Genomic DNA, 25,179 nt, shown 5'->3' with positions numbered 1-25,179 from the left:
CGTGCGCCCGGGCACGCCGTCGTCACGCAGACGTGACGGGTTCCTCGGATTTCCGGTAAACGATCCTGTGCCACTGTTGAGGGGTGTCACCCGGGCAGAATAGATGCCTTTAGGGGCCGCGGTAAACGGACGAAAAGCTGATACTGTCACGCCCATGGGACAATCTACGGTGTGTCACGTGCATGAGACGACTGGTGCTCACATGCGTCACGCCCCCGGCGCGAGGGGGGTGTGGTGACCGAGCTCGCCACCCGAGCCCAGGCCTTCGGGCTGATTGCCGAAGGAGTGGCCGCGGGGCTGACCGCCCCGTGGCGCCTCTACCTCGCCCGAGGCTGCCGCTACCTGTCGCTGAGCGTCGGCGACCGCACCGAGTGGAACGCCTGGCGTACCCATCTCGGCTGCCCGGAGCTGAGCGTGCGGGTCTACGACGCGGGCGGAGAGATCCGCCGTTCCTCGGTGGCCGAGGTCGTGGTGGACGGCTGCCGGATCAGCGTCGAGCTGGTCGAGGAGGTCAGCACCGACGACCTGGACCGGCTGCTCGTCGCGGACCCGACAGCGGTCGAGCCGGAGGAGCGATGACCGGGCGTCCGGGCCGGGCCGGGGCCGCCCGATGAGCCCGTTCCTCGCGGTCTTCCTCGTCCTGGTGCTCGGCGCCACCAGCTACGCCGCCGGCCGGCTGCACGGCCAGCTCAGCTACCGCATCGGCTACCGCTTCGGCTACCGGCAGGGCTACTTCGACGGCGACCGGGGCGCGTGGAACCGACGGCGACGCGACGCCCAGGCGGCCATCGCCTCCGCCCTGTCGGTCTCCCCCGCGGGCGTCGTGCGCTCCGCGGGCACTGTCGCTCGCCCAGGCACCACCTACACCGGCTCGTCGTTCACCGCGCCGGCCGCTCCGATCACCGGGCGGCACCCGACCGGCACGCTCGTTCGACGGACCGGCTGAGGCCGGTCGGCGAGCCGCCGGGGGCGGTTCGGCCGACCGGCGCCACGAGCGCGGTGCGTCGTCCGCGGCGGACACGCACCGTCGGGGCCACGTCAGACCGGTGACGGTGGCCCCACCGGCCGGGATGCGCGCAGGGGGCATGCATCCCGGCCGGTTCCGCCGCGCCCCGCCGGCGCCGGCCGAGCCGCCCCGCGTCGGGCTGGTCGCTGTTCACACGGCGGTCTCCGGAGATCCACGATCGCCCTCTAGCCGGGACGGTCCGCCGCCGCTAGCGTCTAGGCATGGCACGGGGTTCTCCCGGGCCAGCCGGTCCGCCCGGATCTGCGACCTCGCGCACGGGGTTCCGCATCCGACCCCGTGTCCCCGGGCACCGGAGGAGGCGGAACACGGGTGGCGGGTGCCCATCCGTCGGAGCAGGCCTGTGACGACTCGTCGTTCGACCGCCGGTGCCGATCAGACCCCGGCCGCGACTGCCACGACCCGCCGCGCCACCAGGGGCCGCCGTGCGGCGGCCGCCGCGCCGGCCGACCCCAAGGAGCCGCGACCAGCCGGCCAGGCCTTCGTCCTGGACACCTCCGTGCTGCTGTCCGACCCGGCGGCCTTCCACCGGTTCGCAGAGCACGAGGTGGTCCTGCCCCTCGTGGTCATCACCGAGTTGGAGGGCAAGCGGCACCATCCGGAGCTGGGCTGGTTCGCCCGGCAGTCGCTGCGGATGCTCGACGAACTGCGCATCAGGCACGGGCGACTCGACCGCCCGGTGCCCGCCAACGACCACGGCGGCACGTTGCGGGTGGAGCTCAACCACACCGACGACGGAGTGTTGCCGCCCGGGTTCCGCACCGAGAGCAACGACGCCCGGATCCTCTCCGTGGCTCTCAACCTCGCCGCCGAGGGGCGGGAGGTCACCCTGGTCAGCAAGGACATGCCGCTGCGGGTCAAGGCCGCCTCGGTGGGCCTGCGGGCGGACGAATACCGGCACGGCCAGGCCAGCGACCCGACCTGGACCGGCATGTCCGAGCTGGAGTTGGGCGAGGAGCAGATCGGCCGCCTGTACGCCGGCGAGACGCTCGACGTGGACGAGGCGGCCGGGCTGCCCTGCCACACCGGCCTGGTGCTGCACTCGGGGCGCGGGTCCGCGCTGGGCCGGGTGCTGCCGGACAAGTCGGTCCGGTTGGTCCGGGGTGATCGGGAGGCGTTCGGGCTGCACGGCCGTTCGGCGGAGCAGCGGATCGCCCTCGACCTGCTGCTGGACGAGTCGATCGGGATCGTCTCGCTGGGTGGACGCGCCGGCACCGGCAAGTCGGCGTTGGCGCTCTGCGCGGGGCTGGAGGCGGTGATGGAGCGCCGCCGGCACAAGAAGGTGATCGTGTTCCGCCCGTTGTACGCGGTCGGCGGCCAGGAGCTGGGCTACCTGCCCGGGTCGGAGTCGGAGAAGATGTCGCCCTGGGCCCAGGCGGTCTTCGACACGCTCGGCGCTGTGGTGCACGAGAACGTGCTGGAGGAGGTGACCTCGCGGGGCATCCTCGAGGTGCTGCCGTTGACCCACATCCGTGGGCGGAGCCTGCACGACGCCTTCGTGATCGTGGACGAGGCCCAGTCGTTGGAGCGCGGCGTGCTGTTGACCGTGCTGTCCCGGATCGGGCAGGGCTCCCGGGTGGTGCTCACCCACGACGTGGCCCAGCGGGACAATCTGCGGGTCGGGCGGCACGACGGCGTGACCGCGGTGATCGAGGCGCTCAAGGGCCATCCGCTCTTCGCCCACGTCACACTCAGCCGTTCGGAGCGGTCGCCGATTGCCGCCATGGTGACGGATCTACTGGAGGACATCCCGCTCTGATGGTGCTTATGTAGGGATTCGTCCGCATTTTTTCTGTGGTGCAGATCACAAACGGCTCGGTTGGTTTCCCATCGGCCTCACTGTGCGCGATGGTGTCCAACGAGCGCCCACGCACCACAGGAATCGTTGATGATCGTTCGTCCCGAGATGGACGACATCGTCGAAGGCCGGTGCGGCGGCGCGACCGGCAACCGGTCGGGGCGCTCGCGGCACGGCTGACGGCCCTCGTGTGGCCCGCGCCGCGCCGCGTCCTTGCCCCCGACGAAGGGACCACTTCGTGAGTCGGCTGTGGAGCCGGTTGGGCGCCCGTACGGCTGCTGTCGCGCTGCTCTCCGTGGGCGTTGCCGGTGGCTTCTACCTGGGCGAAGACCGCGAAACCCAGCAACAGGGCCTGACCGCGCAGGTCGGCCTTGAGGTCGACCGCGCCGATTTGGCCTACCAGCGCGAGCGCCAGGCCGCCCACCGGGTGAAGTTCGCCAAGCAGCGGGCCGCCGAGTACGAGGCCAAGCTTCGGGCGGCGCAGGCCGCCAAGGAGGCCGCCGAGCGGGCCCGCAAGGCCAAGGCCGCTGCGGCGTCGCGCAAGGCGGCCGAGCGGAAGGCGGCGGAGAAGCCCAAGCCGTACGACGGGCCGATCCCGGCGTCCTGCGCCGAGTACAGCGGCAACCGCAAGGTCGGCTGCGCCATGATGATCGACGCGGGATTCGGCATCGCCGAGTTCCCGTGCCTGGAGAAGCTCTGGACCAAGGAGAGCGGCTGGAACCACAAGGCCAGCAACTCCTCGTCCGGTGCGTACGGAATCCCGCAGGCCCTGCCGGGCAGCAAGATGGGTACCGTCGCCGACGACTGGCGGACGAACCCGGCCACCCAGATCAAGTGGGGTCTGGGCTACATCAAGGGCAGGTACGACACGCCCTGCGGAGCCTGGGGTTACTTCCAGAGCAACGGCCACTACTGACGTGTCGACGGCGGGGCGGGTGGGCGACCACCGGCCCCGCCGTTTGTGCGTACCGGGCCGGCGCGGACGGGACGCGAGTGGCGGCCGGCCCCTTTTGCTGATAGCAGTTGGGGGGTGACCCTGCACCCTGGAAGCGGCGACCCCCACCGGTTCGGCACCGAGGCGTTCTACGCCGCGCTCGGCCGGGCCTTCGTCGCGATGTGCGCGGTGGTCCCGTTCCTCTTTCTCATCGAGGCCGTCGACCAGGGGCTCGAGTTCGGCCTGGACGCCACCGCCGGCATCATCCCGAAGCGTATCGACGGGCTGGACGGGGTCTTCTTCTCCCCGTTCCTGCACCACGGCTTCGACCACCTCTACAGCAACAGCATCCCGCTGATCCTGCTGGGCACCTTCGTGCTGGCCGCCGGCGCCCGCCGGTTCCTCTGGTCGACCCTGATCATCATTCTGGTCAGCGGGCTCGGCGTCTGGTTCACCGGCTCACCCAACTCGGTGGTGGTCGGCGCCAGCGGGGTGATCTTCGGGTACCTGGGCATCCTGCTCACCCGTGGCATCTTCGAGCGCAGCTGGTGGAACTTCGCCGTCTTCCTGCTGGTCGGCCTGCTCTACGGCTGGCAGTTGGTCGGCATCCTCCCCACCGACGAGCGGATCTCCTGGCAGGGGCACCTGTTCGGGCTGCTGGGCGGGGTGGTGGCCGCAATCCTGTTCCGTCGCCGCCGGCCAGTCGTCGGCGGCTCGGACTACACGGGGTCCACGCTCAGCCTGCCCTGACCGGTTCCTCGGCGCGCCTCTGGGACGTGCTTGCCGGACCGCTGCCACCCGCCTACCGTCGTGATCAGCAAGCGTTGATCCGTGAGCGGAAAGCGACGGTACGCCATGCGTGAGGTCGATGTTGCCGTGATCGGGGCCGGTCCGGCCGGCCTCTTCGCCGCGTACTACGCCGGGTTCCGAGGGCTGTCGGTGGCGGTCATCGACGCGCTTCCGGAGCCGGGCGGTCAGGTCACCGCGATGTACCCGGAGAAGCTGATCCTCGACGTGGCCGGTTTCCCCGCCGTCAAGGGCCGCGACCTGGTCGCCAACCTGGTGGCTCAGGCCGCCCCGTTCGGCCCGCACTACCTGCTCGGCACCCGGGCCGAGAAGCTCTCGTACGCCGAGGAGCGCCCGGTGCTCGGGCTGGCCGGTGGCGAGCAGCTCGGCTGCGGCGCGGTGGTGATCACCGGCGGGCTGGGCAGCTTCAGCCCTCGGCCGCTGCCCTGCGCCGACAGCGCGCCCGGCGCCGGCATCGTCTACTTCGTACCCGAGCCAACCGAGCTGGCCGACCGGGACGTGCTGATCGTCGGTGGCGGCGACTCCGCGTTCGACTGGGCGTTGACGCTGCAACCGCTGGCCCGCTCGGTGACCCTGGTGCACCGGCGGGAGAAGTTCCGGGCGCACGCCTCGACCGTCGCCCGGGTGCTGTCGCTGCCGGTGCGGGTGGTGGTCAACGCCGAGGTGACCCGGCTGTTCGGAGAGTCCACGGTCACCGGCGCCGAGGTGACCGTTCGTGGTGGCGCGACCGAGACGCTGCCGGTGGACACCGTGGTGGCCGCGCTCGGCTTCACCGCCGACCTGGGCCCGCTCGCCGAGTGGGGGCTGCGGCTGGACCGCCGGCACATCCTGGTGGACAGCGCCATGGCGACGAACCTGCCCCGGGTCTTCGCGGCCGGTGACATCACCGAGTATCCGGGCAAGGTCCGGCTGATCGCGACCGGCTTCGGCGAGGCCGCGACGGCGGTCAACAACGCGGCGGTGGCCATCGACCCGAGCGCCCACCTGTTCCCCGGGCACTCCTCCGACGCGGGCTGACCGCGGTGCCGGCAGCGGGCCGGTCGTTCACTCCGGCCGGGGCAGGCCGATCAGGTCGGCCAGCAACCCGACCTGGTGGTCGAAGTACGCGTCCCGGTGCGTGACGGTCCCGTTCAACCGGCCGAACAGCTCGAAGCTGATCAGCCCGAAGAGCTGGGTCCAGCCAGCCATGCCCCGGGCCAGCAGAGCGGGTGGCATGCCGGGAAAGAACATGTCGGCCAGTTCGGTCAGGTCGTCGTGCAGCCGCGTCGGCAGGTCGTCGGCGGGGACGGTGAGCCGCCCGTCAGCCAGGCCGTCGCGCAGGATGCCGACCAGGGCCAGTGGGGGGCGCTGGGCCGGTAGGACGGTGTCCTGAGGAGCGGCGTACCCGGGGACCGGGCTGCCGTAGAGCAGCGCGTACTCGGCGGGGTGGGCCAGCGCCCAGGCCCGGGCCGCCCGGCAGGCCGCCTGCCAGCGGGCGCGGAGGTCGAGCCGGTCGGGCGCGGCGGCGGCGTCTTCCACCGCGTCGCCGAGCGCGTCGTACGACTCGATGATCAGTGTGGTGAGCAGGTCGTCCCGGCTCGGGAAGTAGCGGTAGATCGCCGACGAGACCATGCCCATGTCCCGGGCCACCGCCCGCAGCGAGAGGTTCGCGCCGTCGGTGGCGAGGTGCCGGCGGGCCACTGCCTTGATCTCGTCGAGCATCTCCGCGCGGACCCGGGCGCGGATCGAGGAAGCGGGCATGGGGTCAGTCTGCCACGCGTGGAAGCACCAATCAAAAAAGAGAGCGCTGCTCTTGACTATTGCCGCGGTGGCGGGCCATGCTGGGTGAGTAGCAGAGAGCACCGCTCTCGTTTCGGATCCCCGCTTCGGAGGAGTTCCCATGGCCCTGCACGTGATCGTCGGCACCGGCCCGGTCGGCACAGCGACCGCACTTCTTCTCGCCGAACGAGGTGAACAGGTCCGGGTGATCAGCCGCCGAGGCGCCGGGCCGGAGCACCCCGCCATCGAACGGATCGCCGCCGACGCCGCCGACGCCGACCGGCTCAGCGTGCTGACCGACGGCGCGCGGGCGCTGTACAACTGCGCGAACCCGGCCTACCACCGCTGGCCCATCGACTGGCCGCCGCTGGCCGGCGCGCTGCTCGCCGCCGCCGAGCGGACCGGCGCGGTGCTCGCCACGGTCGGCAACCTCTACGGGTACGGACCCGTCGACGGCCCGATGACCGAGCAGACCCCGCCGAACGCGACCGGCACCAAGGGACAGGTACGCAATCGGATGTGGGCCGACGCGCTCGCCGCCCACCGGGCCGGCCGGGTCCGGGTCACCGAGGTCCGCGGCTCGGACTACATCGGCGTCGGCGGCACCTCGCTGGCGATGATGGTGCTACCCCGGGTGCTCGCCGGGCAGCGGGTCTTCCTGCCCGTCAACTGGGACGCCCCGCACACCTGGACGTACATCGCCGACGTCGCCCGTACCCTCGTCGCGGCAGCCGCCGAAGAGCGGGCCTGGGGGCGGGCCTGGCACGTGCCCAGTTCGCCGGCCGCACCGATGCGCGAGCTGGCCACCCGGGCGGCGGCGCTGGCCGGCGCGCCCACGCCGAAGCTGATCCGGATGCCCTACCCGGTGTTGTGGCTGGGCGGCCTGACCAGCCCGTTCATCCGCGAGCTGCGGGAGACCGCCTACCAGTTCGACAGCCCGTTCCTGATGGACTCGACCACCACCACGGCCACCCTCGGCGTCGAGCCGACCCCCCTGGACCGCGCCCTGAAGGAGATCGTCGAGGCACTGCACGGCTGAACCCCGCCCGTCACCCGCCGCGAGAGCGGTCCGGCTCAGCGGCGGGCGGGCGGTGCGAGCGCCGCGATCAGCACGGCCACCATTGTCAGCGCGGCCCCGAGCAGGGTGTTCGCGCCCGGGTGCGACGCCGCGGTGGGCAGCAGCAGGTCCAACAGGACGGCCCCCACGATCTGACCGGCGATGGTGGCCAGGCCGAGCAGCAGCACACCGGTGAAGCGCACGATCGCCGCGGCGATCGCGATGAACACGATGCCGATCGGGCCACCCAGGTAGAGCCACGGCTCGGTCGGCAGCTGGCCGGCCGGCCAGCCGCGTACCGCGGTGTCGACCGCGAACGCGACGAGCAGGGCGACCGTACCCACGCCGAAGTTGACCAGAGTGGCGGTCAGGGCGCTGTCGGCCGCCGCCCGGACCCGGCCGTTGACCGCCTGCTGCCACGCGATGCCCACCCCGGCGAGCATCGGCAGCAGGGCCAGCGCCAGCGCGCCCGGGTCACCGAACCGGTCGCCGACCGCCAGGCCGACCGCCAGTACGGTGAGCACCGCACCGGCCAACCGCTGCCGGGTGACCGGCTGCCGGCCCATCGGCCCGATCCCCGCCCGGTCCACCGCGAGGCTGCTGCCGGTCTGCCCGGCGACCACCGCCACGGTGAAGACCGCCACGCCCAACGAACCGATGGTCAACCCCTGGGTGGCCACCAGGAACGCTCCGCACACCCCGCCGAGGCACTGCCAGGGCCGCAGCGTGCCCGAAGTGAGGGCCGACCGCACCGCGCGCAGCCCCCGCCGCCCGCCGGGGGTGGCGGGCACCAGCACCAGCAGCACCAGCAGGCCGACGCCGAACGAGATCACCGCGGCGGCGAAGCCGTCGGCCAGGCGTACCCCCAGCTCGCCGTTGATCCGAGACTGCACCGCCACCGCGAGCCCGGAGACCGACGCCAGCGCGACACCGGTGATCCGGCGGGTGGCTGACAAGGTCTGCGGCGTCGCCGTGCCGGTGACGCTCACTCCTGCTCGGCCAGTGGACGACCGTCGAAGTCGACCGCGGAGTAGAGCGCCAGCTTCTCCAGCCGGTGGTACGAGTCGATCACGCGGATGGTGCCGCTCTTCGACCGCATCACGATCGACTGGGTGTACGCGCCGCCGGCCCGGTAGCGCACCCCGCGCAGCAGATCCCCGGAGGTGACACCGGTCGCCACGAAGAAGCAGTTGTCCCCGGTGACCAGGTCGTCGGTGCCCAGCACCCGGTCCAGGTCGTGCCCGGCGGCGAGCGCCTTCTCCCGCTCCTCGTCGTCGCGCGGCCAGAGCTTGGCCTGCATCGCCCCGCCCATGCACTTCAGCGCGCAGGCGGAGATGATGCCCTCGGGGGTGCCACCGATGCCCATCAGCACGTCGACGTCCGACTCGCCCCGCGCCGCCGCGATGGAGCCGGCGATGTCCCCGTCGGAGATGAACCGGATGCCCGCCCCGGTGCGCCGGATCTGGGTGACCAGGTCGGCGTGGCGGCTGCGGTCCAGCACACAGACCGTCACCTCGGACACGTCGGTGCCCTTGACCTTGGCGATCCGGCGCAGGTTGTCGGCCACCCCGGCGTTGATGTCGATCACGTCGGCGTACGCCGGCCCGACGGCGAGCTTCTCCATGTAGAAGACGGCGCTCGGGTCGAACATCGCGCCGCGCTCGGAGACGGCGAGCACAGCCAGCGCGTTCGGCATGCCCTTGCTCATCAGCGTGGTGCCGTCGACGGGGTCGACCGCGACGTCCACCTCCGGACCCGTGCCGTCGCCGACCTGTTCACCGTTGAAGAGCATCGGGGCGTTGTCCTTCTCGCCCTCGCCGATCACCACGACGCCGCGCATCTGGATCGAGTTGATCAGCTTGCGCATGGCGTCGACGGCGGCCCCGTCGCCGCCCTCCTTGTCGCCCCGGCCGACCCAACGGCCGGCGGCCATCGCCGCGGCCTCGGTGACCCGGACCAGGTCGAGGGCAAGGTTACGGTCGAGATCCTGTGGGATCCGCGTCCTGGTGTTCGTCATGACGGCTGCTCCTCCTCGCGACGGTGCGGGGTGGACCGACGGCGGGACGCCTCCCGCTGCCGGCTTTGTCGCTGATCCTCACACGATGGCTGACCCGGCGTCGGCGCGGGGCGGTGATGGGCCGGATACCGCCGGTCGGGCGGCTGCGAAGATGGCGGGGTGGAACCCGCACAGCCAGCCGACCGCGTACCCGACGACCCCACGCCGCCCGGCGGCCAGCCGCCGGCGGACCTCCCCGCCGGTTCCGGTGCTCAGCAGGCCGCGACCGACCGGACGCCGCCGCCGGCCGACGAGCCGGCCCTGGTCGCGTCGGGTCCGGCCGCCACACCACCGATGGACGAGCAGGTCCGGGACGGCTCCGCCGCCGGAATCGACGTCGCGGCGGAGACCGGCGAGCGGCCCGCGCCGCCGCCGCGGACGGAATCCGTGAAATCCGAGCGGTCGCCGAAGGACATGGCGATCTCGCTGCTGGTGCTGCTGATCCCGATCGCGCTGCTGTTGGCCTTCTACCGGGGATTCCTCGGCGGCGACGAGCCCACCACTGTCGATCCGGCGCCGGCGATCGAACAGGCCCAGTCGGCGAACGCCTTCCCGGTGAGCCGGCCGCAGGGGCTCAGCTCCGGCTGGCGCACGGTAAGCGCCCGCTTCCAGACCGTCGAGGACGGCGCGAATCTGCGCATCGGGTACCTCACCCCGGAGGGTCGCGGCGTGCAGCTGGTGCAGAGCAGCGTGCCGGCGGAGCGGCTGCTCCCGGCCGAGCTGACCGACCAGGGCCAGCCGCAGGGCCCGACGGAGCTGGCCGGACGCACCTGGCAGCGCTACACCGCGCGGGGCAACCAGCAGGCGCTGGTGCTGTTGGAGCCGGCCCGGACGGTGCTGATCATCGGTGATGCCCGGGACAACGAACTGCGCCAACTCGCCGGCTCGCTGCGTTGACGGGCGGGGTGGCCTCGCGCCGCCCGCGGTCCCACCGGCGCCGTCCTGGCCCGGGCAACCGGACAGAAGGGTGATTGTCCGACCGGTCGACAGGGAACAGAGAGGGAGTGATCCGGGCGCGCGTACGGCCCGGGTCGCGCGGCGCAGCCGAGGGTGCTGCTGCGTCGCCCGGTTTCCGGCGCCGTCCTGGTCGTCGGGTGACCCCCTTGGGAGACACGTATGACTGTTCGACGACGACTCAGTGCCGGCCTGGTGGCCGCCGCCCTGTTCACGCCCGGCCTGGCCGCCTGCGACAGCAGCGGGACCTCTACCGCCGGATCGACCGCGTCCCCGACGGTGAGCGCGTCCGGCGCGCCGAGCCCGTCCGGCTCGCCCGTGGCGGGCGACGCCAAGCAGGCCCTGCTCGACTCCACCAGGGAGATCAGCAACGGCAACTTCCGCTTCACCCTCGCCGGCGCCGGTTCCACTGCCGAGGGCCAGGTGCACCAGCCGAGTCAGAGCGCGGCCATGAAGATCGCCATCGGCGGTCCCTCGTCCGACCTGGCCATGAAGCTCGACGTGATCCACTTCAAGCCGGACAGCTGGGTGAAGCTGGAGCTGGCCGGCCCCACCGCCGACAGCCTGCCCGCCATCAAGCAGCTCAACCTCGGCAAGTACCAGCACCTCGACCAGGCCCGGATCAAGGGCAACCGGAGCCTCGGCTTCGACTTCGAGAAGGTCGACCCGGCCGGCAGCGCCGTGCTGACCCAGGGCATCACCGAGGTCCGCAGCACCGGCACCGGCACGTACGCTGGCACCATCGACGTCACCAAGGCGGCCGAGGCCGGCTCGCTGAACGCCGCCACGATCGCCGCGCTGGGCACGCAGGCGAAGACGGTTCCGTTCACCGCGAAGGTGGATCCGCAGGGCCGGCTCAGCGAGTTGGTGCTGCAACTCCCGGCCGCCGGGCAGACCGCGGCCCAGGAGATCCGGATGACGTACTCCGACTACGGTGCCGCCACCGCCGCGCAGAAGCCGCCGGCGAACCAGGTCGTCGAGGCGCCAGCCGAGCTGTACAGCCTGTTCAACTGACTGTCGTACGCGGGTGGGGCGGCTCCGGTCGCCCCACCGGCGGTCAGGAGGCGGGCTCCTGCCGGGCGGCTTCGATCCGCGCCCGGGCGCCGTCCAGCCACCGCTGGCAGATCACCGCCAACGCCTCGCCGCGCTCCCAGAGCGCCAGCGACTCCTCCAGGGACGTGCCGCCGGCCTCCAACCGCTCGACCACCGAGGCCAGCTCGGCACGGGCCTGCTCGTAGCTGAGCCGTTCGTCCGGCCCGGCCTTCGTGTCGTCAGTCATCGCGTCCATCTCAGCACACCACCCTCCGGTCGCCGCGCCCCGCCACTCAGCCGTCCACCGTGGCGGCCAGCTCACCGTCGGCCAGGCGGACGCGCAGCGGGTCGCCCTTGCCGACGTCGGCCGCGGCGCGGACCACATGGCCGTCCGCGCGCTGCACGATCGCGTACCCCCGGTCGAGGGTGGCGGCGGGCGAGAGGGCGCGTAGCCGGGCCAGGGTGTGTCGCAGCTCGTCGTCGGCCGCGGCCAGGCGGTGGGCCAGGCACCGTCCGGCCCGCTGACGCAGCGCACCCAGGTCGGTCGCCCGCTGTTCCACCATCACCTGGGGCCGGGCCAGCACCGGACGGGAGCGCAGCCCGTCGAGCCGGTGGGACTCCCGGTCGACCAGGTTGCGCACCGCGCGTTCGAGGCGGTGCCGGGCCTGACCGATGAGGCGTACCTCCTCGGTGAGGTCGGGGACCACCCGCTTGGCCGCGTCGGTCGGGGTGGACGCGCGGACGTCGGCGACGTAGTCGATCAGCGGCGCGTCCGTCTCGTGACCGATCGCGCTGACCACCGGGGTACGGCAGCCGAACACCGCGCGGCAGAGCGCCTCGTCGGAGAAGGGCAGCAGGTCCTCGATGCCGCCGCCACCCCGGGCAATGATGATCACGTCGATGCTGGGGTCGGCGTCCAGCACCTTGAGCGCGTCGATGATCTGCGGCACCGCGGACGGGCCCTGCACGGCCACGTTCACGGTACGGAAGTCCACCGCCGGCCAGCGCCGGCGTGCGTTGGTCAGCACGTCCCGCTCGGCGGCCGACGCCCGGCCGGTGATCAGCCCGATGCGGCCGGGCAGGAACGGCAGTCGGCGTTTGCGGGCCCGGTCGAACAGCCCCTCGGCGGCGAGCAGCTTCTTGAGCTTCTCCAGCCGGGCCAGCAGCTCACCCAGCCCCACCTGGCGGATCTCGTCGGCACGCAGGCTCAGCGTGCCCCGGGCGGCGTAGAACTCCGGTTTGGCGTGCAGCACCACCCGGGCGCCTTCGCGCAACTCGGGCGCACCGGCGTCCAGTACGTCCCGGTTGGTGGTGACGGTCAGGCTCAGGTCTGCCGACGGGTCACGCAGGGTGAGGAAGACGGTGCTGGCCCCGGGTCGACGGCTGATCTGCGCCACCTGCCCGTCCACCCACACCCAGCCGAGCTTCGCGATCCAGGCGCCCACCTTCTGGCTGACCACCCGGACCGGCCACGGCTCCTCCGCGCTGCTCCGCGCCCCGTCACTCACCCGCCCACAGTACGACCCACCCCACCCGACCCGTTGATCATGAAGTTACTGCCCTCCGTGTCGACGTGTCGCAGCAATAACTTCATGATCAACCGGCGGATCTCGGGCCTGGGGGGACCGGGGACGGGCAGGGGGGTGGGGTTGCGGGCGGGGCGGTGGGGAAATCGGACACGTACGATGGACGGGTGACCGAGGCTCAGGCGACCCCCCAGACCGGTAAGCGCGTGCTCCTGGCCAAGCCCCGTGGCTACTGCGCGGGCGTCGACCGCGCGGTGCAGACCGTCGAGGAGGCGCTGAAGCTCTACGGCGCCCCGATCTACGTCCGCAAGCAGATCGTGCACAACAAGCACGTCGTGCAGACCCTGGAGGCGCAGGGCGCGATCTTCGTGGAGGAGAACGAGGAAGTGCCGGAGGGCGCCACCGTCATCTTCTCCGCGCACGGGGTGGCCCCCGAGGTCTACGAGCAGGCGAAGGCGCGCTCGCTGAAGGCGATCGACGCGACCTGCCCGCTGGTCACGAAGGTGCACCAGGAGGCGAAGCGGTTCGCCGCCGAGGACTACGACATCCTGCTGATCGGTCACGAGGGGCACGAGGAGGTCGTCGGCACCGCCGGCGAGGCTCCCGCCCACATCCAGCTGGTGGACGGGCCGGACGGCGTCGACAAGATCACCGTTCGCGACCCGGAGAAGGTCGTCTGGCTCTCCCAGACCACGCTCTCGGTGGACGAGACGTTGGAGACGGTCGCCCGGCTCAAGCAGCGGCTGCCGCTGCTTCAGTCCCCGCCCAGCGACGACATCTGCTACGCGACCTCCAACCGGCAGCACGTGGTCAAGGAGATCGCCCCGGAGTGCGACGTGGTGATCGTCGTCGGCTCGACGAACTCCTCCAACTCGGTCCGGCTGGTCGAGGTGGCCCTGGACGCCGGCGCCCGCGCCGGTCACCTGGTCGACTTCGCCCACGAGATCGACGACGCCTGGCTGGCCGACGCGCGTACGGTCGGCGTGTCTTCCGGCGCAAGCGTCCCGGAGGACCTGGTGCTGGAGGTGCTGGACCACCTGGCCGCGCGCGGTTTCGCCGACGTCGAGGAGATCACCACCGCCAACGAGCGGCTCACCTTCTCGCTGCCGCAGGAGCTGAAGCGGGACATGAAGGCCGCGGCGGCTCGCGGTTGAGCGGCGTCGTCCGGGTTCCGGCGGGAACGCCCCGGCACTCCGGCGCGTCGAAACCGGTATGAGGACCTTTCGGCTCGTCGTCTCCGCCCTGGTGTTCTGCTCGGCGCTGAGCGCCTGCGGCGGAACGGACGGCCCCGCCCCGAGCGGATCGTCACCGGCGACCGGGCAGCCGACGCCGTCCGCGGCGACCCCGTCGACGGGCGCACCCACGACGCCCACCGCGCCCGGGCCAACGCCGAAGACGCCGAAGCCGCCCGGCGGTCCGACCCTGCCACCGCCGGTCGGAGCCACCGAACTCACCGGCACGATCACCCCTGGCGTGGAGCCGAACTGCGTGCTGCTCGACGGCTACCTGCTGATCGGCGGTCCGCGGGACGTGCTGACCGCGGGCGCCAAGGTGACCGTCACCGGTCGCGTGGAGCCCGGCATGATGACCACCTGCCAGCAGGGCACCCCGTTCGTCGTCGAGGGGGCGCGCCGGAGCTGACCCGGCGTGCCCAGCGGATGACGCGCCCGGCGAACCGGTCAGCTGCCGGCGAAAGCGGTCAGCGGTCGCGGTCGACCGGGACGACGTCGTCCAGCAGCTCGGGAGCCTGGGGCTGACGGGGGGTCAGCTCGACCTGGGCCGGGCTGGCGAGTTCCTCGTCCGAGACGCCCAGCTCGGCGAGCTTGCGGGCGCTGACCAGCACCCGGGCCTCCAGCGAGCCGACCGCCCGGTTGTACGCGGTCACCGCGCCGGCCAGCGACGAGCCGAGCTTGCCCACGTGGTCGCCGAGGGTGGCGAGCCGGCCGTACAGCTCCCGGGCGAGCGTGTGCACCGCGAGCGCGTTGCGGGCCAGCGCCTCCTGCCGCCAGGAGTAGGCCACCGTGCGGAGCAGGGCGACCAGGGTCGCCGGCGTGGCCAGCACCACGTTGCGGGCGAAGGCGTGTTCCAGCAGCGTCGGATCACGCTGGAGCGCGACGTCGAGGAACGGGTCGGCGGGTACGAACAGGACCACGAACTCGGGCGAGCTGTCGAACGCCGCCCAGTAGGACTTGGCGGCCAGCGCGTCGACGTGCCCCCGCAGGTGCCGGGCGTGCGCGTCGAGGTGGGTGTCCCGGCCGCGCTCGTCGCGAGCCTCCATCGCCGTGAGGTACGCGTCGAACGGTGCCTTGGCGTCCACCACCACCGACCGGCCGCCGTGCAGCCGGACCACCAGGTCCGGGCGGACGACCTGCTCGTCGGTGGCGGCGGTGACCTGCTCGGAGAAGTCGCAGTGCTCCAGCATGCCGGCCGCCTCGACGATCCGGCGTAGCTGGTGCTCGCCCCAGCGGCCCCGCACCTGGGGCGCGCGCAGCGCCGCCACCAGCTGCTTGGTCTCGGTGCGCAGCTCGCCGGACACGGCATTCATCGAGCGGACCTGCTCACGCAGCTCGGCGTACGCGTCGACCCGATCGTGCTCCAGATCGGCGACCCGCTGCTCGTAGCGGCGCAGGGTCTCGTGCAGCGGCGCCACCGCCCGGGCCACCGCCTCCTGGGACTGGGCTGTGGCCTCGTAGCTCAGCGCCCGCATGGACTGCTCCAGGCGCCCCTCGCCCTCGCGGGTGGCGGTCAGCGTGGCGTCCAGCCGGGCGATGTCGGCCGCCGACCGGGACCGGGCCGCGAGCCAGCCCACCGCCCCGCCGGCGCCGAGGCACACGATCACCAGGAGCAGCGTCGAGACGTCCATCACCGGAGCTTGCCAGACGGATACGACGTGACGCCCGGGGGTACGTTCGGAGACATGGAACCTCTGCTGTGCCTCGCCATCGTGGTGGTCGGCGTGCTGGGCGCCGCGGCGATCATCCGTGCCCAGGCCACCGCCCGGCAGCGCACCGAACTCGGTGACGCTCGCGCGGAGGCGCAACGCTGGTACGAGCGCCTCGGCGGCCAGCTGATGAACCTGCACGGCGACGAGCCGGCGGTCCGCCAGGCGCTGTCCGACGCCGGTGAGCGGTACAACGCGGCGGGCTCGCAGCTGGAGCAGGCGCGTACGCCCAACCAGTTCGCGCTGGCCCGGGAGACCGCGCTGGAGGGGTTGGCGTACATCCGGGCGGCACGGACGGCGCTGGGCATCGATCCCGGCCCCGAGGTGCCGCAGTTGGCCGCGGCGCGCGGGGTCGGGCAGCTCACCAAGGAGCGCGAGGTCGACGTGCAGGGGCAGACCTTCCGGGCCGGCCCGCAACCCGGCCGGGAAACGCCCTACTACTACCCCGGTGGCCGTTACCAGGGCCGGCCGGTGCCGGCGGGCTGGTACTCGACGCCGTGGTGGAAGACGGCGTTGGGCGCCGGCGCCGGGGTGCTCGGCGGCATCCTGATCGCCGACGCGCTGTTCTCGCCCGCCTTCGCCGACCCGGGTTACGGCTACGACGAGGGCTACCAGGAGGGCTTCGGCGACGGCGTCGACCAGGGCGCGGACGGCGGCGACCAGGGCTTCGACGGCGGCGACCAGGGCGGCGGCGACTATGCCGGCGGCGACTACGCGGGTGGCGACTTCGGTGGCGGCGGTTTCGGTGGTGGTGACTTCGGCGGTGGCGGTGACTTCGGTGGTGGTGACTTCGGCGGTGGCGACTGGTGAGCGCCGCTGAGTGACACGCGAACGGGCCCCGGTCACGCAGACCGGGGCCCGTTCCTACGTGCCGTAGCTCAGCCGGTGTTGCGCATTCCGGCGGCGATGCCGTTCACCGTGGTGAGCAGCGCCCGCTCCAGGGCCGTGCCGTCGCTCGGGGCGCGCCGGCCGCCCGGCGCGGTCGCCACAGCCCGTCCGGCGGCACCGGACTCCCGGTACTGCCGCAGCAGCGCCACCTGGAGGTGGTGCAGCGGCTCCAGGTAGGTGTCCCGCACCGCGAGGGTGCGCTGGAGCACAGGTGAGTTCTCCAACAGGGCGGGCGAGGCGGTCACCGCCAGCACCTCCCGCTTGGTCAGCTCGTACTCCCGCTCGATCTGCTCGAAGATCGGGTGCAGCTTCTTCGGCACCAGCGTCTCGACGTACCGGCGGGCGATGCTGAGGTCGGTCTTGGTCAGCATCATCTCGACGTTCGACAGGAACGTGCGGAAGAAGTGCCAGTTGCGGTGCATCTCGGCCAGCACGTCCGCCAGCCCGGCCTCGCGGGCGGCGGCCAGCCCCGCGCCGACGCCGAACCAGCCGGGCACGATCTGCCGCGTCTGCGTCCACCCGAACACCCATGGGATGGCCCGCAGCCCGGACAGCCCGGCACCGGTGTTCGGGCGCTTCGCCGGCCGGGAGCCGATGTTCAGCGCGCCGAGCAGCTCGGTGGGGGTGGACGCCCAGAAGTACGCCGGCAGGTCCGGGTCCTCGACCAGCGACCGGTACGACCGGTACGCCGACTCGGAGACCACGTCCATGGCCGCGTCCCAGCGTTCGAGCATCTCCGCCGGCTGCCGGGGGCCGGTGTGCAGCAGCGTCGCCTGGAGCACCGCGGCGAGCGTGAGTTCCAGGTTCTCCCGGGCCAGCGAGGGCAGGCTGTACTTGTCGGAGATCACCTCGCCCTGCTCGGTCACCTTGATCGCGCCGTCCAGCGTGCCGTACGGCTGGGCCAGGATCGCCTCGTGCGTCGGCCCGCCGCCGCGACCCACAGTGCCGCCCCGGCCGTGGAACAGCCGCAGGTGCACGCCGTGCCGGGCGGCCACGTCGCGCAGCGCGCGCTGTGCCCGGTGGATCGACCACTGGCTGGTGGTGATCCCGGCCTCCTTGTTGGAGTCCGAGTAGCCGAGCATGACCTCCTGCACGTCACCCCGGGCGGCCACCAGCGCCCGGTACGCGGGCAGCGACAGCAGTTCGTCGAGGAGTTCGCCGCCGGCGTTCAGCTCGGCCGGGGTCTCCAGCAGCGGCACGAGCCCGATCCGGGCGCGGCCGCTGTGCACGTCGACCAGCCCGGCCTCGCGGGCCAGCACCACGGCGGCCAGCACGTCGTCCACACCGAGGGTCATCGAGATGATGTACGACTCGATCACCTCGGTGCCGAACCGGTCCTGCGCCTCCCGGATGGTGCCGAACACGTCGAACGTCTTGCGGGCCGACTCGGACAGCGGAGTGTCCAGCGTGGACAGCGGCCGGCGGCCGGTCAGCTCGTCGGCGAGCAGCTTGGTGCGTTCCAGGCGGCTCAGCGCCGGGTAGTCGGAAACCTCCCCGACCGCCCCGTACAGCTGGGCTAGCACCGCGTGGTGCGCCTCGGCGTGCTCCCGGACGTCCATGGTGGCCAGGTGCAGGCCGAACGCGGAGACCGTACGGATGGTGGAGGCCAGCCGGCCCACGGCGGTGAGCTGCCCGGAGTTACGGGCCAGCGACGCGCGCAGCAGCTCCAGGTCAGCGATCAGCTCGGCGGAGCCCCGGTAGTCCCGGCCCGGCACGTGCGCGGTGCCCTGGCGCAACCGTTGCCGGGTGTTGGCCAGCTTCGCCTTCACGCAGCGCGCCTTGAGCCGGTACGGCTCCTCGGCGTTGACCCGGCGGAACCGGGGCGCCACCTCGGGCAGCGCGTCCAGGTCGGCGGCGAGGCTGGCGGAGAGGTCCAGTGACACCCCGCGCAGCCGGCGGGAGACCGAGACCTCGTTGATCAGGTGGTCCATCGCCTTCTCGGTGGCCGCGATGCCGTGCTCGTGCTGGATGGTCAGCACCTCGCGGGTGACCGCCGGGGTGACGAAGGGGTTGCCGTCCCGGTCACCGCCGATCCAGGTGCCGAAGCTCAACGGGCGGGCCGTCGGCGAGGTCTCCACGCCGAGCGTGCGCAAGGTGTCGGCCAGGTCGTCGAGCACCTGGGGGGCGGCCTCGGCGTACAGGTCGCGCAGGTAGTAGATGGCGTTGCGGGCCTCGTCGGTCGGGTCCGGCCGGTCGAGGCGCAGCTCGTCGGTCTGCCACATCAGGTCCAGCAGCTCGGCCAGTCGGCGGTTGGCCGGGCCCTCGTCGCTGGCCCCGTAGAGGATCGCGTTGGCGGTCTCGGTGTCCAGCTCGTCGGCGATGGCCCGCAGCTTGGACAGGATCGAGCGGCGGGCCGCCTCGGTGGGGTGCGCGGTGAAGACCGGCCGGACCGCCAGCCGACGTGCCGCGTTGGCGATCTCCTCGGCCGGCACCCCGCGCTCCGCGATCATCTTGGCCGCCTGGTCCAGCCAGCCGCCCTGCACGGCGCGACGGCGGCGCAGGTCCCGGGCGCGGTGCACCTGCTCGGTGATGTTGGCCAGGTGGAAGTAGGTGGAGAAGGCGCGGGCCAACTTGGTGCCGGTGGTCACGTCCAGGCCGCCGAGCCGCTGGGCGGCCGCCGGGGCGTCGGTGCGGACCTGGGCGCGGATCTCCTCGACGAGGTCGAGCAGCGGTCGGCCCTCCTGGCGGGCCAGGGTCTGGCCGAGGAGGGTGCCGAGCCGGCGGATGTCGGCGCGTAGAGCGGCGTCCGGGCCGTCGTGGTCGTGCTGGTCGGTCACGATGCGCTCCTTACGTGAGTACGAAGGACAGCGCTGTCCGACTCCCTGGATGGTATCCGCGCCGGGCCGGATGGCAGGAGGGGCTCTCCGCATGGTGCGCCGTGACGCGGAACACCTCGGAGATCACCTCAACGGCCCACGGTTTTGATCTTGTCGGTCCCGGCGCACGTCCCGTGGGCGGCGATGACGGTAATCCGCTGGCTCTCAACGCTACCGTTCGATCATGGACGCGCCGCGTTATCCCACCAAACCGAAGCCCGGCGACCGGGTTGCCATCGTCTCACCCTCCGCCGGTCTGCCGGGCCTCTTCCCCCATGTGTACGAGTTGGGGCTGCGCCGGCTGCGCGAAGAGTTCGGACTGGAGCCGGTGGAGTACCCGACCACCCGGGTGATGGGGGCCGACCCGCGCGACCGGGCCCGCGACCTGACCGCCGCGTTCGCCGACCCGAGGATCACCGCCGTGCTCGCCACCGTCGGCGGAGACGACCTGATCACGGTCACTCCGCACCTCGACGACGACGTGCTGCGGGCCAACCCGAAGCCATACTTCGGCTACTCCGACAACACCAACGTGCTCAACCACCTGTACCGGCTGGGCATCGTCGCCTACCACGGCGGGTCGGTGCTGGTGCACCTCGGCCGGCCGGGCGCGCCGCACCCGCTGACCTTCGACTCGCTGCGGGCGGCGCTGTTCACCTCCGGGTGGTACGACCTGACGCCCGCGCCCGCCTGGGGGGACCGGCCCAACCCGTGGACCGAGCCCGAGACGCTGGAGTACGAGCCGGAGATGCTGCCCGGCGAGGGCTGGCGGTGGCAGGGGCCGGAACGGGTGGTGCGAGGGCGTACCTGGGGTGGCTGTCTGGAGATCCTGCACTGGCTGATGGCCACCGACCGGGTGCCGACCGTCGCCGAGTTGGACGGGTCCGTGCTGCTCTTCGAAACCTCCCAGGAGATGCCCAGCGCGCAGGAGGTGTTCCGGATCGTGCGGAACATGGGGGAGCGAGGGCTGCTCGCCGCCTTCCCGGCGATCGTCGTCGGCCGGCCGAAGGCGTGGAACTTCGACCGGCCGCTGTCGGTACCGGAGCGGTCGGCGTGGGGAACGGCCCAGCGGGAGGCGATCATCCACGCCCTCACGCCGTACAACCCGGACGCGGTGGTGGTCTTCGACGTCGACCTCGGTCACACCGACCCGCAGTTGATCATCCCGTACGGCGGCGAGATCCTGGTCGACGCGGTCGACCGCCGGATCGCGGTGCGCTACTGACGCGCCGGCGCGGGGATCTCGCCGCCGGTCGGGTTCAGTCTGTCGTGCAGAGGACCGACTGCATCGCGGCCAGGGAACCCGCGCTCGCCGGCACCGGCGGCAGGCCCCGAACGTCCCGGTCGATGTCGTAGACGTTGCCGGCGAGGACAAGCTGTCGGGAGTTGTCCAGGCTGGTCACCGCGATGCTGGTGAAGCCGGGCCCGCCGCCGTCGGTCGTCCACACCTCCGTCGGACCCGCGGCACAGGGGACCGTCATCCGTTGCACGCCCAGGCCGTACCCGTCCGGCCCGCCGTCCGTCGCCACCAGGGTCTCCAACTCACGCTGCTGCGCCGGCGCGAGCAGCCGCCCGCCGAACAGCGCCCGGTGGAACCGTGCCAGGTCCGCCGCCGTCGAGATCATCGCCCCGGCGGTCCAGTCGTACGACGGGCTGAACGTGGTCACATCGCGGCCCGTCAGGTCGTAGCCGTGCAGGTGCCGGCCGTGGATCTTCGGATCGGTGACCGGGAACGAGGTCTGAGCCAGGCCGAGCGGGCCGACGATCCGCCGCAGCACCTCGCTCTCCGCGTCCCGGCCGGTGACCGCCTCGATGATCAGGCCCGCCAACAGGTAGTTGGTGTTCGAATAGCCCCACGAGGCGCCGGGGGCGAAGTCCGGCGGGTGCGCCACCGCCAGGGCGATCACCGTGCGGGGCGTGATGACCCGGTCCCAGTCGTGGTCGTCGAGGTACGGGGCCCAGAAGCTCCGCTCGCCGGTCGGGTCCCAGATGCCGCTGGTGTGGTTGAGCAACTGCCGGACGGTGATCGTCGAGCCGTCGTTGCCGTTACCTCGGACGACCCCGGGCAGCCACCGCTCGACCGTGTCGTCGAGGGTGAGTCGACCCTCACCCACCAGTTGCAGCAGCACGGTCGACACGAACGCCTTGGTGTTGCTGGCGATCCGGAACCGGTCGTCCGGCCGGGCCCGCGCCCCGGTGACCCGGTCGGCCACCCCCGCCGCCACCTGCCACCGTCGGCCGTCCACGCGGCCGTACGCCACCGCACCGGGGAAGCCGTCCGCGACCAACTGGTCGAGCGCGACAGCCAGTGCCCGCCGTTCCGCTCCCGGACGGTCGGCACCGGCCGGTGGGGGCGGAACGGCGAGTGTGGCGACCAACGAGCCGACCGACACCACCACGGTCCATAGCGGACGCGACATGACCTGCTCCAATCGACGGAACGAATATCCCCGTCGACCCTGCCGAAGTGCGGACCGCAGGTGAATGCGGCTCTCCCGCCGGTCGGGTGGGGTTAACCCGACGGATCACGGCGGGTTGCCCGGCTGCACAGCAGGCCCGTGGCCGGGCATGCTGAGCCGGCATGTCGTTCGGCTGGTCGGGAGGATCAGATGACGCGTCTCCGGCACCTCCGCAACCAGGTTGGGTACGCGCTGGTCGGCCTGCCGCTGGCGGTCGCCGGTTTCGCGTACGCCGGTCTCACGGTCGTGGTCGGCGGCCTGACCTCGCTGACGCTGCTCGGCCTGCCGCTGATGTCCTCCGGCGTCCTCGGCGCTCGCGGCTGGGGCCGGCTGCACCGCGCGCTGGCCCGCGCGACGCTCGGCCTGCGCGTCGACGACCCACGTCCGGTCCGGCGACGGCCCGGGCCGGTGGGGTACGTCCGGACCGGCCTCGGCGATGCCACGGGCTGGCGGGCACTGGCCTACCTGGTCGTCAAGCTGCCGGTGACCCTGCTCGCGGCGGCGGTGATCGCGGTCTTCCTCTGCTACCCGGTGTTTCTGCTCAGCCATCCCCTCTGGTGGAAGTTCATCCAGCCGGTAAACACCGACAGCCTGGGTCGGCCGCACCGCGCCGCCCTGCAACTCGGCGACTTCTTCTTCGACACCTGGCCCCGATCGTTTCTGCTGGCCGGGATCGGGGCCGGGATGCTTCTCGCCGGCCCCTCGCTGCTGCGCCTGGTCCTGCTCCTGGACGAGCTGCTGATCCGTGGCCTGCTCGGCCCGACCAGCCTCGACGAGCGGGTCGACAACCTCGAGGAGGCCCGTGCCCTGGCCGTCGACGACGCCGCCGCGCTTCTGCGTCGGATCGAGCGTGACCTGCACGACGGCACGCAGGCGCAGCTGGTCGCCCTGGCCATGAAGCTCGGGTTGGCCAAGGAGAAGCTCGCCGAAGGCGCCGCGCCCGAGGCCAGGGCGCTCGTGGAGACCGCACACCGGGACGCGAAGACCGCGATCACCGACCTTCGTGACCTGGCCCGGGGCATCCACCCGCCAATGCTCGACAGTGGTCTGGAGGCCGCGTTGAGCACCCTGGTGGCGCGGGGCACAGTGCCCGTCGAGCTACGGGTCGAGGTGGGCGACCGACCGTCACCGGCCGTCGAGACGATCGTCTATTACTGCGTCGCCGAGCTGCTCACCAATGTCGCCAAACACGCCACGGCCCGGCGGGCGACCGTCGACCTGCGCCAACACGACGGTCTGCTGCGGGTGCAGGTCGGGGACGACGGTGGCGGAGGAGCCAGGATCGGGTCGGCGGCCCGTGGGTTGTCCGGCGGCGGGTTGGTCGGGCTGCACGACCGGGCCCGTACCGTGGACGGCACGATGCGGATCGACAGCCCACCCGGCGGGCCGACGCTGGTCACCCTGGAATTCCCGGTACGGCCGTGACCGGGCTGCGAGTGGTCATCGCCGAGGACTCCGGAATTCTGCGCGACGGGCTCAGCTATCTGCTCGTCGACCGGGGGCACCGGGTACTCGCCGCGGTGGCCGACCCGGAGGCACTCCGGATCGCCGTCGACGAACACCGCCCGGACGTGGCCGTGATCGACATTCGGATGCCACCCACGTACACCGACGAAGGGCTGCGGGCCGCACTCGCCGTACGCGCCGCCCATCCCGGTACGCCCGTGCTGCTCTTCTCCCAGTACGTGGAGACCCGGTACGCGGCGCAGCTGCTCGCCGGGGGTGCTGGAGGCGTCGGGTACCTGCTGAAGGACCGGGTGGCCGAAGTCGGCGAGTTCGTCGACGCGCTCACCCGGGTCGCCGGTGGCGCGACCGTGCTCGACCCGGAGGTGGTGACGCAACTGTTCGGCGCGGCCCAGGGCGTCGCGGAGCTGGCCGGCCTCTCCGAACGGGAACGGAACGTGCTGGCCCTGATGGCCGAGGGACGGTCGAACGCGGCGATCGCCTCGGCGCTGTTCCTCAGCGTGGGGGCCGTGGAGAAACACATCACCAGCATCTTCGGCAAGCTCGACCTGCCCCCCACGGAGACCGATCACCGCCGGGTCCTCGCGGTCCTGCGCTACCTCCAGTCCGGCACCTGACGCATCAGCGTCGGTGGTTTCAGGGGTTGACGACGGCGAAGGCGCGAACCGGGAAGGTGCCCATTCCGGTCACCATCGGCGGGGCCGCGGTGAACCGGAACCCGCTCGGCGGCAGCGCGTCCAGGCCGGTCAGGTGCTCCACGATCGGGATACCGGCGGCGAGCAGCGTGCTGTGCGCCGGGCGTCCGCCTCCGGCCGTCGGGCTCATGTCGTCGATGTTGATCGAGTCGATGCCGATCAGAGCGGCGCGAGCGTCGGCCAACGCCCGGGCGGCGTCCCCGGTCAGGTACGGCGCCTCCGGCGAGCCGTACCGCTCGGTGCCGAAGTGCGCATCCCACCCGGTGTGCAGCAGCACCGCCCGCCCGGCCACCTCGTACGGCGCCAGCATCAGCCGGTCCACGGCCCGGGTGCCGGCCGGCACCCGAACCACCACCCCGGGTAGGTCAGCGAGCCGGTCCAGCGACACCCCGGCCAGGTCGTCGCCACCGGCCCAGCGATGTGCGGGAGTGTCCAGGTACGTGCCGGTGTTGGCGATCATGTCGATCCGGGCCACGTGAAACTCGGTGCCCGGGGCGTACCGCTCGCGGGATGCCGCGAAGGTCAGCCAGTCGGTGATTCCCGGCGCCGGCCAACCGGGCAGGGTGGTCATCCCGTCGCTGATCACATGACTCAGCTCGACCAGCCGGTGCGCGGGCGCCGGCCGATCGACGGCGACACCCCGGCCGCCCTTGTGCGGCTCTTCGATGATCGTTTTCGCGCTGATCCGAACCTCGGCGACCAACAGCAGCCCAAGGTGCCGGACGAACAACGCCGCCAGGTCGTCGTCAGTGATCTCCTGACCGGGGATGTCCAGCCGGAACCCCTCGGTGCGTAGCCCGCCGCCGTTGGCGAAGATCACCTCCGCGTCGAACTGTGCCCGCCACTGCTCACCCATCCCGAAACCCGACCACGCCGCCAGCGGCCGGTCAAGATCCGCGTAGACCACTATTTCCTGGATGAAGCAGGATCTTGCAACGGCCAGCGGGCCCTGTGCGGGGCGAGTTGGCCT

At 72.2% G+C, this 25,179-nt stretch carries 24 protein-coding genes; 15 read left to right on the top strand and 9 right to left on the bottom strand.

The window, feature by feature from the left end:
* The first annotated feature begins 234 nt into the window (after positions 1 to 234).
* The 6 genes from GA0070607_RS08590 to GA0070607_RS08565 all read left to right on the top strand — a co-directional run bounded on the left by GA0070607_RS08590 (position 235) and on the right by GA0070607_RS08565 (position 5,580).
* Complete coding sequence (locus GA0070607_RS08590; protein WP_089021729.1) at positions 235 to 579, top strand: hypothetical protein; 345 nt, start codon at positions 235 to 237, stop codon at positions 577 to 579.
* Between the two features lie 31 nt (positions 580 to 610).
* The gene (locus tag GA0070607_RS08585; RefSeq protein WP_074316807.1) at positions 611 to 946 is read left to right on the top strand and encodes a hypothetical protein; all 336 of its coding nucleotides are present in this window, start codon (positions 611 to 613) and stop codon (positions 944 to 946) included.
* A gap of 421 nt (positions 947 to 1,367) precedes the next feature.
* Complete coding sequence (locus GA0070607_RS08580; protein WP_089017721.1) at positions 1,368 to 2,783, top strand: PhoH family protein; 1,416 nt, start codon at positions 1,368 to 1,370, stop codon at positions 2,781 to 2,783.
* Positions 2,784 to 3,060: 277 nt separating this feature from the next.
* Positions 3,061 to 3,738 (top strand): aggregation-promoting factor C-terminal-like domain-containing protein, encoded by a 678-nt coding sequence (locus GA0070607_RS08575; RefSeq protein ID WP_089017720.1) that lies wholly within the window; start codon positions 3,061 to 3,063, stop codon positions 3,736 to 3,738.
* A gap of 114 nt (positions 3,739 to 3,852) precedes the next feature.
* Positions 3,853 to 4,506: a rhomboid family intramembrane serine protease gene (locus GA0070607_RS08570; protein WP_089017719.1), complete on the top strand. Its 654-nt coding sequence runs from the start codon at positions 3,853 to 3,855 to the stop codon at positions 4,504 to 4,506.
* Between the two features lie 105 nt (positions 4,507 to 4,611).
* Positions 4,612 to 5,580: an NAD(P)/FAD-dependent oxidoreductase gene (locus GA0070607_RS08565; protein ID WP_089017718.1), complete on the top strand. Its 969-nt coding sequence runs from the start codon at positions 4,612 to 4,614 to the stop codon at positions 5,578 to 5,580.
* A 27-nt stretch (positions 5,581 to 5,607) separates the two neighbouring features.
* On the opposite strand, the gene GA0070607_RS08560 is transcribed toward GA0070607_RS08565, so the two are convergent.
* Positions 5,608 to 6,303 carry a TetR/AcrR family transcriptional regulator gene (locus GA0070607_RS08560; RefSeq protein WP_089017717.1) on the bottom strand — a complete coding sequence of 232 codons (696 nt, stop codon included), beginning with the start codon at positions 6,301 to 6,303 and terminating at the stop codon, positions 5,608 to 5,610.
* Positions 6,304 to 6,442: 139 nt separating this feature from the next.
* Between GA0070607_RS08560 and GA0070607_RS08555 the strand changes: the two genes are divergently transcribed.
* The gene (locus tag GA0070607_RS08555; protein WP_089017716.1) at positions 6,443 to 7,360 is read left to right on the top strand and encodes an NAD-dependent epimerase/dehydratase family protein; all 918 of its coding nucleotides are present in this window, start codon (positions 6,443 to 6,445) and stop codon (positions 7,358 to 7,360) included.
* A 35-nt stretch (positions 7,361 to 7,395) separates the two neighbouring features.
* On the opposite strand, the gene GA0070607_RS08550 is transcribed toward GA0070607_RS08555, so the two are convergent.
* Together GA0070607_RS08550 and glpX are read right to left on the bottom strand one after the other, a co-directional pair.
* Entirely contained in the window at positions 7,396 to 8,367 is a 972-nt protein-coding gene (locus GA0070607_RS08550; protein ID WP_089017715.1) for a DMT family transporter, read from the bottom strand.
* Positions 8,364 to 9,395, bottom strand: coding sequence for a class II fructose-bisphosphatase (gene glpX, locus GA0070607_RS08545; protein ID WP_089017714.1), 1,032 nt, complete (start codon positions 9,393 to 9,395; stop codon positions 8,364 to 8,366). Before glpX ends, GA0070607_RS08550 begins: the two co-directional genes overlap by 4 nt.
* 159 nt (positions 9,396 to 9,554) lie before the next feature.
* Here glpX and GA0070607_RS08540 point away from each other — a divergent pair, with 159 nt between their 5' ends.
* Positions 9,555 to 10,331, top strand: coding sequence for a DUF4245 domain-containing protein (locus GA0070607_RS08540; protein ID WP_089017713.1), 777 nt, complete (start codon positions 9,555 to 9,557; stop codon positions 10,329 to 10,331).
* 219 nt (positions 10,332 to 10,550) lie between these two features.
* Positions 10,551 to 11,402 (top strand): hypothetical protein, encoded by an 852-nt coding sequence (locus GA0070607_RS08535; protein ID WP_089017712.1) that lies wholly within the window; start codon positions 10,551 to 10,553, stop codon positions 11,400 to 11,402.
* 43 nt (positions 11,403 to 11,445) lie between these two features.
* Here the strand turns inward: GA0070607_RS08535 and GA0070607_RS08530 are convergent, their stop codons facing one another.
* Together GA0070607_RS08530 and xseA are read right to left on the bottom strand one after the other, a co-directional pair.
* A complete protein-coding gene (locus GA0070607_RS08530) occupies positions 11,446 to 11,667 on the bottom strand; it encodes an exodeoxyribonuclease VII small subunit (RefSeq protein ID WP_053655421.1) in 222 nt (73 codons plus the stop codon).
* Positions 11,668 to 11,713: 46 nt separating this feature from the next.
* The gene (gene xseA, locus GA0070607_RS08525; protein ID WP_089017711.1) at positions 11,714 to 12,928 is read right to left on the bottom strand and encodes an exodeoxyribonuclease VII large subunit; all 1,215 of its coding nucleotides are present in this window, start codon (positions 12,926 to 12,928) and stop codon (positions 11,714 to 11,716) included.
* Between the two features lie 185 nt (positions 12,929 to 13,113).
* On the opposite strand from xseA, the gene GA0070607_RS08520 reads away from it, so the two are divergent.
* Together GA0070607_RS08520 and GA0070607_RS08515 are read left to right on the top strand one after the other, a co-directional pair.
* Positions 13,114 to 14,100, top strand: coding sequence for a 4-hydroxy-3-methylbut-2-enyl diphosphate reductase (locus GA0070607_RS08520; RefSeq protein ID WP_089017710.1), 987 nt, complete (start codon positions 13,114 to 13,116; stop codon positions 14,098 to 14,100).
* Positions 14,101 to 14,158: 58 nt separating this feature from the next.
* Complete coding sequence (locus tag GA0070607_RS08515; RefSeq protein WP_089017709.1) at positions 14,159 to 14,587, top strand: hypothetical protein; 429 nt, start codon at positions 14,159 to 14,161, stop codon at positions 14,585 to 14,587.
* A 58-nt stretch (positions 14,588 to 14,645) separates the two neighbouring features.
* Here GA0070607_RS08515 and GA0070607_RS08510 read toward each other — a convergent pair whose 3' ends face one another.
* Positions 14,646 to 15,809, bottom strand: coding sequence for a DNA recombination protein RmuC (locus GA0070607_RS08510; RefSeq protein WP_089017708.1), 1,164 nt, complete (start codon positions 15,807 to 15,809; stop codon positions 14,646 to 14,648).
* A gap of 54 nt (positions 15,810 to 15,863) precedes the next feature.
* Here GA0070607_RS08510 and GA0070607_RS08505 point away from each other — a divergent pair, with 54 nt between their 5' ends.
* Positions 15,864 to 16,697: a hypothetical protein gene (locus tag GA0070607_RS08505; RefSeq protein ID WP_089017707.1), complete on the top strand. Its 834-nt coding sequence runs from the start codon at positions 15,864 to 15,866 to the stop codon at positions 16,695 to 16,697.
* 68 nt (positions 16,698 to 16,765) lie between these two features.
* Here GA0070607_RS08505 and ppc read toward each other — a convergent pair whose 3' ends face one another.
* Complete coding sequence (gene ppc / locus GA0070607_RS08500) at positions 16,766 to 19,552, bottom strand: phosphoenolpyruvate carboxylase (RefSeq protein WP_089017706.1); 2,787 nt, start codon at positions 19,550 to 19,552, stop codon at positions 16,766 to 16,768.
* Positions 19,553 to 19,775: 223 nt separating this feature from the next.
* Here ppc and GA0070607_RS08495 point away from each other — a divergent pair, with 223 nt between their 5' ends.
* Entirely contained in the window at positions 19,776 to 20,816 is a 1,041-nt protein-coding gene (locus tag GA0070607_RS08495) for a S66 family peptidase (protein WP_089017705.1), read from the top strand.
* Positions 20,817 to 20,850: 34 nt separating this feature from the next.
* Here GA0070607_RS08495 and GA0070607_RS08490 read toward each other — a convergent pair whose 3' ends face one another.
* Entirely contained in the window at positions 20,851 to 22,011 is a 1,161-nt protein-coding gene (locus GA0070607_RS08490; RefSeq protein ID WP_089017704.1) for a serine hydrolase domain-containing protein, read from the bottom strand.
* A 189-nt stretch (positions 22,012 to 22,200) separates the two neighbouring features.
* On the opposite strand from GA0070607_RS08490, the gene GA0070607_RS08485 reads away from it, so the two are divergent.
* Positions 22,201 to 23,475, top strand: coding sequence for a sensor histidine kinase (locus GA0070607_RS08485; protein ID WP_089017703.1), 1,275 nt, complete (start codon positions 22,201 to 22,203; stop codon positions 23,473 to 23,475).
* A 5-nt stretch (positions 23,476 to 23,480) separates the two neighbouring features.
* Complete coding sequence (locus GA0070607_RS08480; RefSeq protein ID WP_089021728.1) at positions 23,481 to 24,131, top strand: response regulator transcription factor; 651 nt, start codon at positions 23,481 to 23,483, stop codon at positions 24,129 to 24,131.
* Between the two features lie 19 nt (positions 24,132 to 24,150).
* Here the strand turns inward: GA0070607_RS08480 and GA0070607_RS08475 are convergent, their stop codons facing one another.
* Positions 24,151 to 25,065, bottom strand: coding sequence for a cyclase family protein (locus GA0070607_RS08475; RefSeq protein ID WP_089021727.1), 915 nt, complete (start codon positions 25,063 to 25,065; stop codon positions 24,151 to 24,153).
* Between the last annotated feature and the right edge of the window lie 114 nt (positions 25,066 to 25,179).

Origin of the sequence: Micromonospora coriariae (assembly GCF_900091455.1) — a bacterium.
Classification (GTDB): Bacteria; Actinomycetota; Actinomycetes; order Mycobacteriales; family Micromonosporaceae; genus Micromonospora; species Micromonospora coriariae.
The sequence above is the reverse complement of the archived record's forward strand: the minus strand, read 5'-3'. Positions and strand labels throughout refer to the sequence as shown.